The 17,627-nt window shown below is 66.5% G+C and carries 16 protein-coding genes; 9 read left to right on the forward strand and 7 right to left on the reverse strand.

All coding sequences use genetic code 11. The annotated features are described in order from the left end of the window. The first annotated feature begins 1 nt into the window (after position 1). From carB to FB547_RS26315, 4 genes are all read left to right on the forward strand, one after another. Positions 2-3,250 carry a carbamoyl-phosphate synthase large subunit gene (gene carB, locus FB547_RS26300; protein WP_145746593.1) on the forward strand — a complete coding sequence of 1,083 codons (3,249 nt, stop codon included), beginning with the start codon at positions 2-4 and terminating at the stop codon, positions 3,248-3,250. 8 nt (positions 3,251-3,258) lie between these two features. After that, the gene (locus FB547_RS26305) at positions 3,259-4,128 is read left to right on the forward strand and encodes a Kdo hydroxylase family protein (RefSeq protein ID WP_145746594.1); all 870 of its coding nucleotides are present in this window, start codon (positions 3,259-3,261) and stop codon (positions 4,126-4,128) included. A 64-nt stretch (positions 4,129-4,192) separates the two neighbouring features. Next, a complete protein-coding gene (gene greA, locus FB547_RS26310) occupies positions 4,193-4,669 on the forward strand; it encodes a transcription elongation factor GreA (RefSeq protein WP_012747727.1) in 477 nt (158 codons plus the stop codon). Between the two features lie 8 nt (positions 4,670-4,677). Beyond that, the gene (locus tag FB547_RS26315; RefSeq protein ID WP_145746595.1) at positions 4,678-5,100 is read left to right on the forward strand and encodes a DUF4149 domain-containing protein; all 423 of its coding nucleotides are present in this window, start codon (positions 4,678-4,680) and stop codon (positions 5,098-5,100) included. 48 nt (positions 5,101-5,148) lie between these two features. Here FB547_RS26315 and FB547_RS26320 read toward each other — a convergent pair whose 3' ends face one another. Continuing rightward, the gene (locus tag FB547_RS26320) at positions 5,149-5,868 is read right to left on the reverse strand and encodes a glycosyltransferase (protein WP_225612903.1); all 720 of its coding nucleotides are present in this window, start codon (positions 5,866-5,868) and stop codon (positions 5,149-5,151) included. A gap of 41 nt (positions 5,869-5,909) precedes the next feature. Then, complete coding sequence (locus tag FB547_RS26325; RefSeq protein ID WP_012747730.1) at positions 5,910-6,389, reverse strand: YhbY family RNA-binding protein; 480 nt, start codon at positions 6,387-6,389, stop codon at positions 5,910-5,912. A 32-nt stretch (positions 6,390-6,421) separates the two neighbouring features. Between FB547_RS26325 and FB547_RS26330 the strand changes: the two genes are divergently transcribed. From FB547_RS26330 to FB547_RS26350, 5 genes are all read left to right on the forward strand, one after another. Continuing rightward, a complete protein-coding gene (locus FB547_RS26330; RefSeq protein WP_145746597.1) occupies positions 6,422-7,090 on the forward strand; it encodes an RlmE family RNA methyltransferase in 669 nt (222 codons plus the stop codon). A gap of 178 nt (positions 7,091-7,268) precedes the next feature. Beyond that, positions 7,269-9,185 carry an ATP-dependent zinc metalloprotease FtsH gene (gene ftsH / locus FB547_RS26335; RefSeq protein ID WP_012747732.1) on the forward strand — a complete coding sequence of 639 codons (1,917 nt, stop codon included), beginning with the start codon at positions 7,269-7,271 and terminating at the stop codon, positions 9,183-9,185. A gap of 60 nt (positions 9,186-9,245) precedes the next feature. Further along, the gene (folP, locus tag FB547_RS26340; protein WP_145746598.1) at positions 9,246-10,136 is read left to right on the forward strand and encodes a dihydropteroate synthase; all 891 of its coding nucleotides are present in this window, start codon (positions 9,246-9,248) and stop codon (positions 10,134-10,136) included. Beyond that, complete coding sequence (glmM, locus tag FB547_RS26345; protein ID WP_145746599.1) at positions 10,133-11,470, forward strand: phosphoglucosamine mutase; 1,338 nt, start codon at positions 10,133-10,135, stop codon at positions 11,468-11,470. The genes folP and glmM overlap by 4 nt, the downstream gene beginning before the upstream one ends. 2 nt (positions 11,471-11,472) lie before the next feature. After that, complete coding sequence (locus FB547_RS26350) at positions 11,473-11,952, forward strand: GNAT family N-acetyltransferase (RefSeq protein WP_145746724.1); 480 nt, start codon at positions 11,473-11,475, stop codon at positions 11,950-11,952. 78 nt (positions 11,953-12,030) lie between these two features. Here FB547_RS26350 and FB547_RS26355 read toward each other — a convergent pair whose 3' ends face one another. The 5 genes from FB547_RS26355 to FB547_RS26375 are packed head-to-tail and all read right to left on the reverse strand — an operon-like array spanning position 12,031 to position 17,556. Continuing rightward, complete coding sequence (locus FB547_RS26355; protein WP_145746600.1) at positions 12,031-13,302, reverse strand: acyl-CoA dehydrogenase family protein; 1,272 nt, start codon at positions 13,300-13,302, stop codon at positions 12,031-12,033. A 31-nt stretch (positions 13,303-13,333) separates the two neighbouring features. Further along, positions 13,334-14,440 (reverse strand): phosphotransferase, encoded by a 1,107-nt coding sequence (locus tag FB547_RS26360; protein WP_145746601.1) that lies wholly within the window; start codon positions 14,438-14,440, stop codon positions 13,334-13,336. A gap of 1 nt (position 14,441) precedes the next feature. Further along, positions 14,442-15,161, reverse strand: a complete 720-nt coding sequence (locus FB547_RS26365; protein WP_012747738.1) for a Crp/Fnr family transcriptional regulator — start codon at positions 15,159-15,161, stop codon at positions 14,442-14,444. 59 nt (positions 15,162-15,220) lie between these two features. Next, the gene (locus FB547_RS26370) at positions 15,221-16,000 is read right to left on the reverse strand and encodes an oxepin-CoA hydrolase, alternative type (protein WP_145746602.1); all 780 of its coding nucleotides are present in this window, start codon (positions 15,998-16,000) and stop codon (positions 15,221-15,223) included. 35 nt (positions 16,001-16,035) lie between these two features. Next, positions 16,036-17,556, reverse strand: coding sequence for a 3-hydroxyacyl-CoA dehydrogenase (locus FB547_RS26375; RefSeq protein ID WP_145746603.1), 1,521 nt, complete (start codon positions 17,554-17,556; stop codon positions 16,036-16,038). Between the last annotated feature and the right edge of the window lie 71 nt (positions 17,557-17,627).

Raw genomic sequence — 17,627 nt, forward strand, 5'->3', positions numbered from 1 at the left:
GATGCCCAAGCGCTCAGACCTCCAATCCATTCTCATCATCGGCGCCGGCCCGATCATCATCGGCCAGGCCTGCGAGTTCGACTACTCCGGCGTGCAGGCCTGCAAGGCATTGCGCGAGGAGGGCTACAAGGTCATCCTGATCAACAGCAACCCAGCGACGATCATGACCGACCCGGCCACGGCCGACGTGACCTACATCGAGCCCATCACCTGGCAGACGGTCGAGAAGATCATCGCCAAGGAGCGCCCCGACGCGATCCTGCCGACCATGGGCGGCCAGACCGCGCTCAACTGCGCGCTCGACCTCTGGCGCCACGGCGTGCTCGACAAGTACACCGGCGCGGCCACCAACAAGCCGGTCGAGCTGATCGGCGCCACGCCCGAAGCCATCGACAAGGCCGAGGACCGCCTGAAGTTCAAGGACGCGATGACCAAGATCGGCCTGGGCTCGGCGCGCTCCGGCATCGCCCACTCGATGGACGAGGCCTGGGCCGTGCAGAAGTCGGTCGGCTTCCCGACGGTGATTCGCCCCAGCTTCACGCTCGGCGGCACCGGCGGCGGCATCGCCTACAACCCGGAAGAGTTCGAGACCATCTGCAAGCGCGGCATCGAAGCCTCGCCCACCAACGAGCTGCTGATCGAAGAGTCGCTGCTCGGCTGGAAGGAGTACGAGATGGAAGTCGTGCGCGACAAGGCCGACAACTGCATCATCGTCTGCTCGATCGAAAACCTGGACCCGATGGGCGTGCACACCGGCGACTCGATCACCGTGGCACCGGCGCAGACGCTCTCCGACAAGGAATACCAGATCCTGCGCAACGCCTCGCTGGCCGTGCTGCGCGAGATCGGCGTCGATACCGGTGGCTCGAACGTGCAGTTCTCGATCAACCCGAAGGACGGCCGCATGGTCGTCATCGAGATGAACCCGCGCGTGTCGCGTTCGTCGGCGCTGGCCTCCAAGGCCACGGGCTTCCCGATCGCCAAGGTCGCGGCCAAGCTGGCCGTGGGCTACACGCTCGACGAGCTGCGCAACGAGATCACCGGCGGCGCCACGCCCGCGTCGTTCGAACCGTCGATCGACTACGTGGTCACCAAGATCCCGCGTTTCGCGTTCGAGAAATTCCCGCAGGCCGATTCGCGCCTCACCACGCAGATGAAGTCGGTGGGCGAGGTGATGGCCATGGGCCGCACCTTCCAGGAATCGTTCCAGAAGGCGCTGCGCGGCCTCGAGGTGGGCGTGGACGGCCTCAACGAGAAGACGCAGGACCGCGAAGTGCTCGAGAAGGAACTCGGCGAGCCCGGCCCCGAGCGCATCTGGTATGTCGGCGATGCCTTCGCCATGGGCCTGAGCGTGGATGAGGTGTTCGCGCTGACCAAGATCGACCCGTGGTTCCTGGTGCAGATCGAGGAAATCGTGAAGATCGAGCTCGAACTCGAAACCAAGTCGCTGGCCGACATCGACCGCGACACGCTGCTCGCGCTCAAGAAGAAGGGCTTCTCCGACCGCCGCCTCGCCAAGCAGCTCAAGACCACCGACACGGCCATCCGCGAGAAGCGCCGTGCGCTCGGCGTGCGCCCGGTCTACAAGCGCGTGGACACCTGCGCGGCCGAGTTCGCGACCAACACGGCCTACATGTATTCGACCTACGAGGAAGAGTGCGAAGCCGATCCCACCGACAAGAAGAAGATCATGGTGCTCGGCGGCGGTCCCAACCGCATCGGCCAGGGCATCGAGTTCGACTACTGCTGCGTGCATGCCGCGCTCGCCATGCGCGAGGACGGCTACGAGACCATCATGGTCAACTGCAACCCCGAGACCGTGTCGACCGACTACGACACCTCCGACCGCCTGTATTTCGAGCCGCTCACGCTCGAGGACGTGCTGGAGATCGTCGACAAGGAAAAGCCGCTCGGCGTGATCGTGCAGTACGGCGGCCAGACGCCGCTGAAGCTCGCGCTCGACCTCGAGGCCAACGGCGTGCCGATCATCGGCACATCGCCCGACATGATCGACGCGGCCGAAGACCGCGAGCGCTTCCAGAAGCTGCTGCACGAGCTCAAGCTGCTGCAGCCGCCGAATGCCACCGCGCGCACTGAACCCGAGGCGCTCGAAAAGGCCGCGGCGCTGGGCTACCCGCTGGTGGTGCGCCCGAGCTATGTGCTTGGCGGCCGTGCGATGGAAATCGTGCACGAGCAGCGCGACCTCGAGCGCTACATGCGTGAAGCCGTGAAGGTCAGCAACGACTCGCCGGTGCTGCTCGACCGCTTCCTCAACGACGCCGTCGAATGCGACGTCGACTGCATCCGCGACGCCGAAGGTGCCACCCTGATCGGCGGCGTGATGGAGCACATCGAGCAGGCCGGCGTGCACTCGGGCGACTCCGCCTGCTCGCTGCCGCCCTACAGCCTGAGCGCCGAGACCATTGCCGAGCTCAAGCGCCAGAGCGCCGCCATGGCTGCCGCGCTCAACGTGGTCGGCCTGATGAACGTGCAGTTCGCGATCCAGCAGAAGGATGGCAAGGACGTCATCTACGTGCTCGAGGTGAACCCGCGGGCCTCGCGCACCGTGCCCTACGTGAGCAAGGCCACCGGCATCCAGCTCGCCAAGGTGGCGGCTCGCTGCATGGCCGGCCAGTCGCTCAAGTCGCAGGGCGTGACCAAGGAAGTCACGCCGCCTTACTTCAGCGTGAAGGAAGCCGTGTTCCCGTTCGTCAAGTTCCCGGGCGTGGACACCATCCTCGGTCCCGAGATGAAGTCGACCGGCGAAGTGATGGGCGTGGGCAGGACCTTCGGCGAAGCCTTCGTGAAGTCGCAGCTCGGCGCCGGCACGCACCTGCCGAAGTCGGGCAAGGTCTTCATCTCGGTGAAGAACAACGACAAGGCGCGCGCCGTGGAAGTGGCGCGCGGCCTGGTCAAGCTGGGCTTCGAGATCATCGCCACCAAGGGCACGGCCGCCGCCATCGGCGCCGCGGGCATCGAATGCGCGACGGTGAACAAGGTGACCGAGGGCCGACCGCACATCGTGGACATGATCAAGAACAACGAGATTGCGCTGGTCATCAACACGGTGGAAGAGCGCCGCAACGCGATCACCGATTCGCGCCAGATCCGCACCTCGGCGCTGCTCGCGCGCGTGACCACCTTCACCACGATCTTCGGCGCCGAAGCCGCGGTCGAGGGCATGGGCTTCATGGACGAGCTCGGCGTGATCTCGGTGCAGGAGATGCACGCGCAGCTGGCTGCCGCCTGAGCGTGGCCATGGAAACCCAGCTCGTCGAACTGGACCTGAGCGACTGGCGCGCGGCCACGCCCAACGAGGCGTGGATCGCGCAGCTGGAAGCGGGCAAGGTGCTCTATTTCCCGCGCCTGGGTTTCGAGCTGCTGCCCGAAGAACGCAGCCTGCTGACGCCCAGCCTGCTGTCGCCCGATGTGCGCAACATCAGCCTCGATGCCAACGGTAAGCTCAAGGGCGTGGCCGGCGACGAGGCGGTGCAGCGTGCGGCCGCCGCGATGGTGGGGCGGTTCCGTGCGCAGGCACAGCAGCTGATCCACGGCCTGCTGCCGCACTACACGCCGGCCCTGCGCCTGGCGCCGACCAGCTACCGGCCGGCAAAGGTCGAGACGCGCGTGCAGTCGTGGCGCGCCGACGACCGCCGGCTGCATGTCGATGCCTTTCCGTCGCGGCCGAACTACGGCGAGCGCATCCTGCGCGTCTTCACCAACGTCAATCCCGAGGGCGCACCGCGCGTGTGGCGCGTGGGCGAGCCCTTCGAGGACATCGCCAGGCGCTTCCTGCCGCGTGCCAAGCCCTATGTGCGCTGGCAGGCCAAGCTGCTGCAGGCGCTGCATGTGACCAAGTCGTTCCGCAGCGAGTACGACCACCTGATGCTGCAGCTGCACGACGGCATGAAGGCCGACATGGCCTACCAGGAAAATTCGCCGCAGGAGAAGGCCGAATTCCCGCCGGGGTCGGTGTGGGTGTGCTTCTCGGACCAGACCTCGCACGCCGTCATGGCGGGCCAGTACATGCTCGAGCAGACCCTTCATCTGCCCGCGTCGAAGCAATACAATCCGGATTCGAGCCCGCTCGCCATCCTGAGCCGGCTGACCGGACGCACACTCGTCTGATCCTGTCCCCCAATCGACCGCCGAACGGCAGCGTTCGGCGGTTTCGCTTTATGGAGAACCAAACATGGCCACCATTCCAATTACCAAGCGCGGTGCCGAGAAGCTGCGCGCCGAGCTGCATCAGCTCAAGACCGTGGACCGCCCCTGGGTCATCAATGCGATCTCCGAAGCCCGCGCGCAGGGCGACCTGAGCGAGAACGCCGAATACGAAGTCGCCAAGGACCGCCAGGGCTTCATCGAGGGCCGCATCCAGGAGGTCGAGGGCAAGCTTTCGGCCGCCCAGATCATCGACCCGGCCGAACTCGACGCCGGCGGCAAGGTGGTGTTCGGCTCCACGGTGGAACTCGAGGAAGAAGAATCGGGCGAGGCCGTCAAGTACCAGATCGTCGGCGAGGACGAGGCCGACCTGAAGCTCGGCCTGATCAACATCTCCAGCCCGATCGCGCGCGCGCTCATCGGCAAGGAAGAGGGCGACACCGCCGAGGTGCAGGCGCCCGGCGGCCTCAAGCGCTACGAGATCGTGGCGGTGCGCTACATCTGACCGGCAGGATGAAAGACCGCCTCGCGCTGATGCTGGCCGCCTTCTGGTGGGGCAGCCTCACGACGATCGGTTTCCTCGTGGTGCCGATGCTCTTCGCGAAGCTCGGCAGTCCCGCAGTGGCCGGAAATTTCGCGGGCCAGCTGTTCGAGGCGCAGAGCTGGATTGCGATCGGCTGCGGCCTGCTGCTCCTGGTTCACTTCCGCACGAAGATGGACCAGCGCATCGACAGCGCCTCAATGAGCGCCATCTTCCTGATCCTGGGGGCGCTCCTGCTGGCTTTGCTCCAGCAATATGCCGTGGCGCCGCGCATTCTTGCGCGCGACAACCTCAAGCTGTGGCACGCCGTGGGAAGCGGCATGTATGTGGTCCAGTGGCTCTGTGCCGGTGCGCTGCTGTGGCGCATGGGCGGCCGGGCGCCTGCTGCGGCCTGAATGCCGGCGGCGGCAGGACGACTTGCGCCGTCCCCGCCGCCATTCCGTTCATTCCTTCCAGAACCTGGCGACCCAGTTCGCCGGCCGGATGTAGCGGAAAGCCCGGTTGCGCCGGCCCGCCAGCGCGTCGGGCGGATTGCATTCGCCGTGGAACACCATGATGCGCGCGCCCTCCGGCACAAAGGGCTCTTCCCAGTAGTTGGTCGGCCACATCGGGATGCCGTGGTACTTGAAGCTCGGGCACCAGGCCGCGGGCCAGTAGCCCAGCTTGCCCTGCTTGTGCAGCACGTCGGACAGATAGGCCTGCTCGTTGCGGTACTCGGCCTGGACCTTGTCCATGTTGGCGCGGAAATACGCCAGCACGTCGGCATGGGCGCCCAGCTCGAAGCGGTAGACCGACGAGTTTCCCGTGATCCGCTGGCGCCGCCAGGGGCGCGCGTAGTCGTGGATGATCAGGAACTCGCCGGGGTATTCGAAGAAGGCATCGAGGCTGCCGACGACGACCACGTCCACGTCCAGGAACAGGGCAGTGCCGCGCAGGCCGTGCAGGTCTTTTTCGAAGGTGGTGAGCTTCTTCCACGCGCCGTCGCGCTGGCCGGGCGCCAACTGCAGGTTCAGCGGGGGGATCGGCAGGCAGGTCACTTCGGGGCGGATGCCGGTGCCGTCGTCCGTCAGGCACACGAACTTGAAGTCGCCGCTGAGATTGCGGCGCACCATCGCGTAGAGGCGGTTGACGTATTCGGGGCCGTATTTCGTGCCCCACTTCATGCAGAGAATGTGGCGCTGTGCGCCTTGCGCTGGCGCCAAGTTCAGTCTGCCTGGTTGCGTTTCTTGGCCGAGAGCGGCCGCTTGGCCTTGGCGCGCTTGATGGTGCCGCCGGGCGTGAGGCGCTGGTTGCCGAGCACGCGCAGGGTCTTGATCTCGGGCCGCTGGCCGCCGCGCTTGCTGTACTTCAGCACCTTGATGTCGCGCGGGCCTGGCATGCGGTCTTCATCGACCACGCGCTCTTTCTCGGGCTTGGGGCGCCACAGCACCAGCAGCTTGCCGATGTGCTGGATGGGGGCGGCGCCGAGCTCGTCGGCGAGCTCTTGCAGCATGGCATCGCGGGCCAGGCGGTCGTCGGAGAAGACGCGGATCTTGATCAGGCCATGGGCCTTGAGCGCCGCGTCGGCCTCTTTCTTCACGGCAGGGGTGAGCCCGTCTCCACCGACCATGACGATCGGATCCAGGTGGTGAGCTTCGGCGCGGTGCACCTTGCGCTCGGCAGGGGTAAGTTGAATGGCGGGCATCCCCGTATTATCGACGCGTTACAAAGACCTCCATGAGCACCAAAGCCAAAAGCAAAAAAGTCAACAAAGCCTGGCTGCACGACCACATCAACGACCCGTACGTGAAATTGGCCACGCGCGAGGGATACCGCGCACGCGCCGCCTACAAGCTCAAGGAAATCGACGAATCCCTCGGCCTGGTGAGGCCGGGCCAGCTGGTGGTCGACCTGGGTTCCACGCCCGGAGCCTGGAGCCAGTACCTGCGCCGGCGCATGTCGCCCGAAGGCGCCGCGGCCGGCGAGCTGAACGGCACCATCATCGCGCTGGACATCCTGCCGATGGAGCCGATCGAGGGCGTCACCTTCCTGCAGGGCGATTTCCGCGAAGCGGAACTGCTGGAGCAGGTGCTGGGCGTGCTGGCCGGCCGGAAGGCCGACCTGGTGGTTTCCGACATGGCGCCCAACCTGTCGGGCATCCATTCGGCCGATGCGGCTCGCGTGGCGCACCTGATCGAGCTTGCCATCGACTTCGCCCAGCACCACCTGAAGCCCGAGGGGGCGCTGGTGGCCAAGCTCTTCCACGGCAGCGGCTATGACGAGCTGGTGAAGCTGTTCAAGGCGAACTTCCGCGTCGTGAAGCCCTTCAAACCTAAGGCTTCGCGCGACAAATCGTCGGAAACCTTCCTTGTCGGCATGGGTCTGAAGGCTCAGGAAACGCTTTGATACCTTGACGCCGGGGCCCGCAAAGCGTGCCCATGGGGCGCAAACCCTTGTCAGGCTATGGCTGCTTTAGGGAAATGCCCGCTTTTCGCAGCTTGAAAAGCCTAAAATGGGGCGCAATTGCGTATCCATAGCGCGTTCTTTTCACAATCTTGTCACGCGCTTTCGACTGGAGCTTCGTTTGAACAATCAGTGGTTTTCCAAAGTTGCCGTATGGCTCGTCATTGCCATGGTGTTGTTCACTGTGTTCAAGCAGTTCGACACCCGCGGCGGCGTCGGCTCAGGGACGGTGAGCTATTCGGAGTTCCTGGATCAGGTCCGAAACAACCAGATCAAGAGCGCCGTCATTCCTGAAGGTGCCGGCGGCGGAGAAATCGTGGCCGTCACCAACGAGGATCGCAAGATCCGCACGACCGCCACCGTGCTCGACCGCGGCCTGGTGGGCGACCTGATCGACCACAACGTCAAGTTCGACGTCAAGCCGCGCGAAGAGGGCTCGCTCCTCATGACGCTGCTGGTGAGCTGGGGGCCGATGCTGCTCCTGATCGGGGTCTGGATCTATTTCATGCGGCAGATGCAGGGCGGTGGCAAAGGCGGGGCATTCAGCTTCGGCAAGAGCAAGGCCCGCATGATGGACGAGAACAACAACACGGTCACTTTTGCCGACGTCGCGGGCTGCGACGAGGCCAAGGAGGAAGTCCGCGAGGTGGTCGATTTCCTGAAGGACCCGCAGCGCTTCCAGAAGCTCGGCGGCCGCATTCCGCGCGGCCTGCTGCTGGTCGGCCCTCCGGGTACCGGCAAGACCTTGCTGGCCAAGTCGATTGCCGGCGAAGCCAAGGTCCCATTCTTCTCGATCTCGGGTTCGGACTTCGTCGAAATGTTCGTCGGCGTGGGCGCGGCCCGCGTGCGCGACATGTTCGAGAACGCCAAGAAGAACGCGCCCTGCATCATCTTCATCGACGAAATCGATGCGGTGGGCCGTCAGCGCGGCGCCGGCCTGGGCGGCGGCAACGACGAGCGCGAACAAACCTTGAACCAGATGCTGGTCGAGATGGACGGCTTCGAAACCAACCTGGGCGTGATCGTGGTGGCTGCCACCAACCGCCCGGACATCCTGGACGCTGCACTGCTGCGCCCGGGCCGCTTCGACCGCCAGGTGTACGTGACGCTGCCCGACATCCGCGGCCGCGAGCAGATCCTGGGCGTTCACATGCGCAAGGTGCCGCTGGGCCAGGACGTGAACCCGAGCGTCATCGCGCGCGGCACGCCCGGCATGTCCGGCGCCGACCTGGCCAACCTCTGCAACGAAGCCGCGCTGATGGCCGCGCGCCGCAATGCCCGCGTGGTCGAGATGCAGGACTTCGAGAAGGCCAAGGACAAGATCTTCATGGGCCCCGAGCGCAAGAGCATGGTCATGCCCGAGGAAGAGCGCCGCAACACGGCCTACCACGAGTCTGGCCACGCGCTCATCGGCAAGCTGCTGCCCAAGTGCGACCCGGTCCACAAGGTCACCATCATCCCGCGCGGCCGCGCGCTGGGCGTGACCATGAGCCTGCCCGCTCAGGACCGCTACAGCTATGACCGCGAATACATGCTGAACCAGATCAGCATGCTGTTCGGCGGCCGCATCGCCGAAGAAGTGTTCATGCACCAGATGACCACCGGCGCCAGCAACGACTTCGAGCGCGCGACCTCCATCGCCCGCGACATGGTCACGCGCTACGGCATGACCGATGCGCTGGGTCCGATGGTCTACGCGGAGAACGAAGGCGAAGTGTTCCTCGGCCGCTCGGTCACCAAGACCACCAACATGAGCGAGCAGACCATGGAAAAGGTCGATGCCGAAGTGCGCCGCATCATCGACGAGCAGTACGCCCTGGCGCGCCGCCTGATCGAGGAAAACAGCGACAAGATGCACGTCATGGCCAAGGCCCTGCTCGAATGGGAAACCATCGATACGGAACAGCTCGACGACATCATGGCCGGCCGCGCGCCGCGTCCGCCCAAGGACTGGACGCCGCGCATTCCGCCCTCGGGCAGTGGCGGCAGCGGCGGCACGCCGGCAGTCAATCCGGATCCGGCACCCACAGTGGCCTGAAGTGAATCCGGTGTTTCACACCAACGGGGCCATGGGCCCCGTTTTCGATGAAGGTGCCGCATGACGATGGCCCGCGCGGTGGCCTGGCGGGCCGGCCGTTTTGCAATCGATCTCGCGCAGCCGCGCGTGATGGGCATCGTCAACGTCACGCCCGATTCCTTCTCCGATGGCGGGGCGCATGCGTCCGCCGAGGCTGCGCTGCGGCATTGCGAGCAGTTGCTGAAGGAGGGCGCCGACATCCTCGACATCGGCGGCGAATCTACCCGCCCCGGCAGTCCGGCCGTGCCGCTCGATGTCGAACTGGCGCGCGTGCTGCCGGTGGTCCGGGAGGCCGTCAAGCTCAACGTGCCGCTGTCCATCGACACCTACAAGCCGGAGGTGATGCGCGCGGTGCTCGAGCTGGGCGCCGACATCGTCAACGACGTCTGGGCGCTGCGGCAGCCCGGGGCGCGTGAGGCGGTGGCTGCGCATCCCTCCTGCGGCGTCTGCCTGATGCACATGCATCGGGACCCGCAAACCATGCAGACCGCGCCCATGCAGGGCGACGTGGTGCCCGAGGTGCTGTCGTTCTGGGCCGAGCAGGTGGCGCAGCTTCGGGCGCTGAAGGTCGATCCATCGCGAATCACGCTGGACCCGGGCATCGGCTTCGGCAAGACCGCGGCGCAGAATTTTGCGCTGCTGGCGCGCCAGCGCAAGCTGCTCGAAGCCGGCTATCCGCTGCTGCTGGGCTGGTCGCGCAAGTCGTCGATCGGCACGGTCACCGGTATTCCAGCGGCAGCAGAGCGCCTGGTGCCCAGCGTGACGGCGGCGGTGCTCGCCGTGGACCGGGGCGCGGCCATCGTGCGGGTGCACGACGTGCGCGACACCGTGGCGGCCATCGCCGTATGGCGCGCCATGAAGGCCGAAGAGACACATTCACAACTCACTCGACAACAAGAACAAGTTCCATGACCCGCAAATACTTTGGCACCGACGGCATCCGCGGCACGGTCGGCCAGTCGCCCATCACGCCCGATTTCGTGCTGCGCCTCGCGCATGCCGTGGGCCGCGTGCTCAAGAAGAGCGAGGCGCGCCCCACGGTGCTGATCGGCAAGGACACGCGCATCTCGGGCTACATGCTCGAGTCCGCACTGGAGTCGGGTTTCAACTCCGCTGGGGTCGACGTGGTGCTGCTGGGACCGCTGCCGACGCCGGGCGTGGCGTACCTGACGCGGGCCCAGCGTGCGAGCCTGGGCGTGGTGATCAGCGCCAGCCACAACGCCTATCCCGACAACGGCATCAAGTTCTTCAGCGCGCAGGGAACCAAGCTCGACGACGCATGGGAGCTTGCGGTGGAAGCCGCGCTCGAGGAGCCCCCCGTGTGGGTCGACTCTGCCAACCTCGGCAAGGCACGCCGCCTCAACGACGCGCCGGGCCGCTACATCGAGTTCTGCAAGAGCACCTTCGCCAACGACCTGACCCTGCGCGGCATGAAGCTCGTGGTCGATGCGGCGCATGGTGCGGCCTACCAGGTGGCGCCGAACGTGTTCCACGAACTGGGCGCCGAGGTCAGCAGCATCGGCTGTGCACCCGACGGCCTCAACATCAACAAGGGCTTCGGCGCGACCCATCCGGCCGCGCTGGTCGAAGCCGTCACCGCGCAGAAGGCCGACTACGGCATCGCGCTCGACGGCGACGCCGACCGCCTGCAACTGGTCGACGCCAGCGGGCGGCTGTTCAATGGCGACGAGCTGCTCTACCTCATGGTGGCCGAGCGCATGGCGCGCGGCGACAAGCCGGCGGGCGTGGTCGGCACGCTCATGACCAACAAGGCCGTCGAGGTGGCGCTGCGCGGGCAGGGCATCGAGCTGGTGCGCGCCAAGGTGGGCGACCGCTATGTGCTCGAGGAACTCGAAAAGCGCGGCTGGCTCCTGGGCGGCGAGGGCTCGGGCCATCTGCTGGCACTCGACCGCCACACCACCGGAGACGGCATCGTGAGCGCGCTGCAGGTGCTGCAGGCCTGCGTGCGCAGCGGCAAGACGGTGGCGCAGCTGCTCGCGGAGATCACGCTGTTCCCGCAGGTGCTGATCAACGTCCGCCTGGCGCCGGGACAGGACTGGAAGAACAACGATGCGCTGGCTGGCGAAACGCAGCGCATCGAAGCCGAGCTCGGCGACAGCGGCCGCGTGCTGATCCGCGCGAGCGGCACCGAACCGCTGGTGCGCGTGATGGTCGAGGCGCGCGATGCGAAACAGGCTGAATCCTGTGCGAAGCGGCTTGCCGCAACCCTGGAACCGGCGCGGTGACGATGATCGAGGTTGTGCTCGCGGACTACCGCGACGCCGCGCACGCAGCCGCTCTGGTCGACCTGCTCGACGCCTATGCACGCGATCCCGCGGGCGGCGGCACGCCGCTCGAAGCGGGCGTGCTGGCCGGGCTGCCGGCGGCGCTGGCGGCGCGGCCGCAAGCATTCAGCGTGCTCGCGTACGACGGGCCAATGCCCGTGGGCCTGGTCAACTGCATCGAGGGCTTTTCGACCTTCGCCTGCAAGACGCTGGTCAACGTGCACGACGTCGTCGTGCTGCCCAGCCATCGCGGCCGGCGCATTGCGCAGCGCATGCTTGCGCGGGTGGAGCAGGAGGCCCGCGCGCGCGGCGCCTGCAAGCTCACGCTCGAGGTGCTGTCGGGCAATGCGCCAGCGCTGCGCAGCTACGAGCGCGAGGGGTTCGCCGGCTATCAGCTCGATCCGGCGTTCGGGCACGCGGTGTTTCTGCAGAAGAAGCTCTGAAAAGAAAAAGGGCCGGGCGCGTTGGCGCCGTCGGCCCTCACCCCAACCCTCTCCCGGAGGGAGAGGGGGTAAGACGAATCAGAAGCGCGTGACGGGCATGTCGGCATCGCCTTTGTTCGGCGCGTACTTGCCCAGCTCCCACTTGGCGATCGCATTGCGGTGCACTTCGTCCGGGCCGTCCGCAAAGCGCAGCGTGCGGGCTCCGGCGTAGGCGTAGGCCAGCGGGAAGTCGTCGCACATGCCGCCGCCGCCATGCGCCTGCATGGCCCAGTCGATCACCTGGCAGGCCATGCTCGGCGCCACCACCTTGATCATCGCGATCTCGTTCTTCGCGACCTTGTTGCCGGCCACGTCCATCAGCCATGCGGCCTTGAGCGTGAGCAGGCGTGCCATGTCGATCTTGCAGCGTGCTTCGGCGATGCGTTCCTGCGTGACGGTCTGCGAGGCGACGGTCTTGCCGAAGGCCACGCGCGAGGAGGCGCGCTTGCACATCAGCTCGAGCGCGCGCTCGGCCAGGCCGATCAGGCGCATGCAGTGGTGGATGCGTCCGGGGCCGAGGCGGCCCTGGGCGATTTCGAAGCCGCGGCCTTCGCCGAGCAGCATGTTGTCGGCTGGCACGCGCACATTCTCGAAGTACATCTCGACGTGGCCGTGCGGCGCGTCGTCGTAGCCCATCACGTTGAGCGGGCGCACGATGCGGATGCCTTTGGCATCGGCCGGCACGATGATCATGCTCTGCTGCGAATGCCGCGGCGCATCGGGGTCGCTCTTGCCCATGGTGATGAAGACGGCGCAGCGCGGATCGGCGGCGCCCGAGATCCACCACTTGCGGCCGTTGATCACGTACTCGTCGCCCTGGCGCTCGATGCGGGTCGAGATGTTGGTGGCGTCGCTGGAGGCCACGTCGGGCTCGGTCATGGCAAAGGCCGAGCGGATCTGGCCTTCGAGCAGCGGCTTGAGCCAGCGCGCCTTGATGGCTTCGGAGCCGTAGCGGGCAATGGTCTCCATGTTGCCGGTGTCCGGTGCCGAGCAGTTGAAGGCTTCCGAGGCCCATGGCACGCGGCCCATGATCTCGGCCAGCGGCGCGTATTCCTGGTTGGTGAGGCCCGCGCCTTCGTAGCCCGAGGCGGCTGCGCTGTCGACCGGCAGGAACAGGTTCCACAGGCCCTGGGCCTTGGCCTTTTCCTTGAGCTTCTCGACGGTCTTGAGCGCGGTCCAGCGCTTGCCCGCGGCCGTGTTGGCGGCCAGCTCGGCGGAATACTCGGCTTCGGCCGGATAGATGTGCGCGTCCATGAATGCGCTCACGCGCTTCTGGAGCTCCTTGGTTTTTGCCGAGTATTCGAAGTCCATCGTCTGTCTCCTGGTGGGGTGTGGGGGGCGGTTACGCCTTTTGGGCAAACTGCCAGGCCATTTCGGCCATGGGGCGCGCGCCGCGGGCCGAGGCCACGGCCTGCTCGCTCGATGCGGTGCCTGCCTCGACTCGCTTGGCAATGCCTTGCAGGATCGCGGCCATGCGAAAGAGGTTGTAGGCCTGGTAGAAATTCCAGTCGGGCGCCAGCGCCTCGGGCGTGGTGATGCGCGTGCGCTCGCAGTAGCGGCGGATGTATTCGCTCTCGGTGGGAATGCCCAGTGCTGCGACATCCACGCCGCCGATGCCGCGCCCCGTCGTGGGGGGCATGTGCCACGACATGCAGTGATAGCTGAAGTCCGCCAGCGGATGGCCCAGCGTGGAGAGCTCCCAGTCGAGCACCGCGATGATCCGCGGCTCGGTGGCATGGAACATCACGTTGTCGAGGCGGTAGTCGCCGTGGACGATCGAGATCTTGCTTTCGTCGCGCGCGCTCGCCGGCATGTGCGCGGGCAGCCAGTCGATCAGCCGCTCCATGGCCTCGATGGGCCGCGAGAGTTCGCCGGCGCCATCGGCCGAGGCCTTGTACTGCTTGCTCCATCGGCCGATCTGGCGCTCGAAGTAGTTGCCGGGCTTGCCGTAGTCGGCGAGGCCGCGCGCAGCGAAGTCGACCGTGTGCAGCGCCGCGATGACGCGGTTCATCTCGTCGTAGATGGCCGTGCGCCCGGCGTTGTCCATGCCGGGTAGCGACTGGTCCCACAGCACGCGGCCCTGCATGAATTCCATCACGTAGAAGGCGCGGCCGATCACGGCTTCGTCCTCGCACAGGCAGTGCATGCGGGGCACCGGCACGTCGGTGCCGGCCAGGCCGCTCATGACCTTGAATTCGCGCTCCACGGCATGGGCCGAGGGCAGCAGCTTGGCAACGGGGCCGGGCTTGGCGCGCATCACGTAGCTTTGCGTGGGCGTAACGAGCTTGTAGGTCGGATTCGATTGGCCACCCTTGAACATCTCGACCGTCAGCGGGCCCTGGAAGCCGTCGAGGTTCTTCGCCAGCCACGCTGCGAGCGCTTCGACGTCGAAGGCATGCTGCTGCGAGACCGCACGGGTGCCGATGAAGTTGGAGAAGTCCTGGCTCATGTCAATGATCTGCTTCCGAGACGCGCATCAGCGCTGCGCGATCCAATACGACCAGGCCGCCCGGCTCGATGCGGATGGTGCCCTCGCGTTCCATGGTCTTGAGTTCCTGGTTGACTCGCTGGCGCGACGCGCCGAGCAACTGGGCGAGTTCTTCCTGCGCGAGCTGCAGGCCGATGCGCATCTGGCTGCCGTCTTCCAGGTTGGGCACGCCGTAGCTGCGCACCAGGTGGATGAGCTGCTTGGCCAGTCGTGCGCGCAGGGGCAGGGTGTTGAGGTCTTCCACCAGCCCGAACAGCGTGCGGATGCGGCGCGCCTGCAGCCGCATCAGCGCTTCGTACAGCTCCACGTGCGCAGCCAGGATCTTCTGGAAGTCGGCCCGCGCCACGCACAGGATGGTGGTGTCCCCATGCGCATAGGCGTCGTGCGTGCGCCGGTCCCCGTCGAACATCGCCACGTCGCCGAACCAGATGCCCGGCTCCACGTAGGTCAGCGTTACCTGCTTGCCCGAGACGGCCGTCGAGCTGACGCGCACCGCGCCCTTGGCGCAGGCGATCCAGTGGTCGGGAGGATCGCCGCGGGCAGCGATCAGGTCGCCGTCCTTGAAGCGTTTGACGAAAGCGCATCGGAGAATGTCGTGCCGTAGCGATGGAGAAAGAGAAGAAAACCAGCGACCGCTGTTGATCGCTTCACGTTCTTCGATGGTAAGAATGGGGTCGTCCATTGGTCTGTCCTGTCGGCGACTGAAAAACTGGAGGGTGTCGCAGGAGCGACGGCGTGCCGCTACTCGTAGTGCGGTGGTTTCTTCTCGATGAACGCGGCAATGCCGATGCCCGCATTCGGGTGGTGCAGGTTGCGCACGAAGTGGTCGCGCTCCTGCGAGAGCTGCAACGCAAAGGTGGCGCCGGGCGCTTCGCTGAGCAGTTCCTTGATGCTGGCCAGCGAATTGGGCGCACGCTCATTGAGCCGGGCCGCCAGCGCCAGGGCGCTTGCAAGCGCCTGGCCGTGCTCGCTCAGTTCATTGACCAGCCCGAGCGCATGCAGCCGCGGCGCGCCGATGCGCTCGCCGCACATCAGCCACTCGCTGGCGAGTTGGCGCGGCAATGCACGGCCCAGCTGCCAGCTCAGGCCGCCATCGGGCGAGAGCGCCACGTTGCTGTAGGACGCCGCAAAGACGGCGTCGCGCGCGGCCACCACGAAATCGCAGGCCAGGGCCAGCGAGAAACCGGCGCCTGCAGCCGCGCCTTCCACCGCTGCGATGATGGGCTTGGGAAAGGCGCGGATCGAGTCGATCCAGTTGTGCAGCCCTTCGATACTTTCGGCCTGCACGGAAGGGTCGCGCTGCCGGTTGTCGGACAGCCGCTGCAGCGAGCCACCGGCACAGAACCATGCGCCTTCGCCCACGATGACGACGCTGCGGATTTCGTCGCTGCTCTCGGCGCCGTTGAGCGCCTCGATGCCGGCGGCGTAGATCTCGGGGCCCAGTGCGTTGCGCTGGGTCGGGTTGGCGATCGTCAGCACCATGGTGCGTCCCTCGCTGGTGCTCTTCAGTTCGGCGGTCATCGCTGTGATGCTTTCGTTTTTTGGTGTTGATCTGCTTATTCTTCTTCGTGCAGCAGGCTCAGGCCGATCGCGCCGCGGCGGCGCAGCCACGGGCTCGGGCGATAGCGCGGATCGCCGTAGACGGTCTGCAGGTTGAACAGCACTTCGAGCATGTTGGTCGGGCCGTACAGGTTGCCCATGGCCAGCGGGCCGCGCGGATAGCCCAGGCCCAGCTGCACCGCGGTTTCGAGGTCGGCCGGCGAGCAGACGCGCTGCTGGCACATGTCGGCGGCAATGTTCACGATGGTGCCGATCACGCGCTGCGTCACGAAGCCGCCGCTGTCGCGGATCACGCTCACGGCCTTGCCATCGCGCGCGAAGAGCGCATGCGCCGCATCGCGGATGTCGCGCCGCGTGGCGGGGTTGGTGGCGAGCACGCGGCGCCTGGTGGCGGCATCGTCGATCAACATGTCGATGCCCATCGTGCGCGTGGCGTCCAGGCGCTCGACAGCGGCCACCGTGGTCACGTCGAAGCCCAGCGGGGCCACCAGGATCAGCGACGTGGGCGCCGCCGTGGCGCCGCTGTCGATCTGCGCGCCCAGCGCGTTCACCAGCCGCAGCAGCTCGGCCCGCCGCGCGGCGCGGGGCGAGACCCAGACCGAGGGCATCGCCGCCACCACCGGCGGCGCCGGCTCCGCAGGCTGCTGCATCACGCCGTCGTTGTAGCGGTAGAAGCCCTCATTGGTCTTGCGGCCCAGCACGCCGGCGGCAAGCCGTTGGGCGGTGACCACGCTGGGCCGGAAGCGCGGCTCCTCGTAGTACTGGTGATAGATCGATTCCATCACGGGATGCGACACGTCGAGCGCGGTCAGGTCCAGCAACTCGAAAGGCCCCAGGCGAAAGCCCGCCTGCTCCTTCAGGATGCGGTCGATGGTGGCGAAATCGGCCACGCCTTCGCCCACGATGCGCAGCGCTTCCGTGCCATAGCCGCGGCCCGCGTGGTTGACGATGAAGCCCGGCGTGTCCTGCGCCTGCACGGCGCTGTGGCCCATCTGCACCGCATAGCCTGCGAGCTGCTTGCAGACCTCGGCCGAAGTCTTGAAGCCGGCCACCACCTCGACCACTTTCATCAGCGGCACCGGGTTGAAGAAGTGAAAGCCCGCCACGCGCTCCGGATGCGCGAGCCCGGCCGCGATGGCCGTGACCGACAGCGACGAGGTGTTGGTGGCCAGCGCGGCCGTGGGTGCGACCACTGTTTCGAGCTCGCGGAACAGCTTGCGCTTGACCTCGAGATCTTCGACCACCGCTTCGATCACCAGGTCGCACTGGGCCAGCGCCCCGACCGAGTCGACCGCCTTCACGCGCGCGATCTGCGCATCGCGCGCCGCGGCGTCGATCTTGCCCTTCTCGTGCAGCTTGTTCCATTGGGCCGCGAGGGCTTCGCGTCCGCGTTCGGCGGCACCTGCAAAACTGTCGAGCAGCAGCACTTCGCTGCCGGCCTGGGCTGCGATCTGTGCGATGCCTCGGCCCATGGCGCCGGCGCCGACGACGCCGATCCGGGTGTAGTTGACTGTCATTGAAAAAAGATCTTCGCTGGTTGGTGGGCGTCCGGGTCCGCTTGCAGGCACCGGGCCCGGAGTTTTGCGCA

It is taken from the genome of Variovorax beijingensis (genome assembly GCF_007828835.1).
GTDB classification, from domain to species: Bacteria; Pseudomonadota; Gammaproteobacteria; order Burkholderiales; family Burkholderiaceae_C; genus Variovorax; species Variovorax beijingensis_A.